Origin of the sequence: Pseudomonas sp. SWRI68 (assembly GCF_014269165.1) — a bacterium.
GTDB classification, from domain to species: Bacteria; Pseudomonadota; Gammaproteobacteria; order Pseudomonadales; family Pseudomonadaceae; genus Aquipseudomonas; species Aquipseudomonas capeferrum.
This window is the reverse complement of record NZ_JABWRU010000083.1, coordinates 1-261: the sequence shown is the minus strand read 5'-3', so window position 1 is coordinate 261 and position 261 is coordinate 1. Positions and strand designations below refer to the sequence as shown.

At 44.4% G+C, this 261-nt stretch carries 1 protein-coding gene; it reads right to left on the bottom strand.

Annotated elements, in window-relative coordinates; translation table 11 throughout:
- The coding region (locus HU770_RS27230) for a hypothetical protein (RefSeq protein ID WP_238349562.1) at nt 1-205 on the bottom strand (205 nt) is incomplete at its 3' end.
- Between the last annotated feature and the right edge of the window lie 56 nt (nt 206-261).

Sequence of the window (261 nt, the reverse complement as noted above, 5' to 3'; positions counted from 1 at the left end):
CATGGTCACTTGTGATGCTGATAATCTTTGTGACTATCAGTCCGTACTCACAAGCACCCACACGAATTGCTTGATTCAATTTGTTAAAGAGCGGTTGGTTAAGAGCTTTTCTTCTCAACCGAGGCGCGCATTCTACGCTTTCCTCATTTTCTGTCAAGCGTTTATTTTGAAGTTTTTTGCGAGAAACTCGTTTAGCTTCAAACACTTGACTCGCTGCGATCTCTCGTAGCGGGAGGCGAATCATACAGCGTTTAGAAGCGC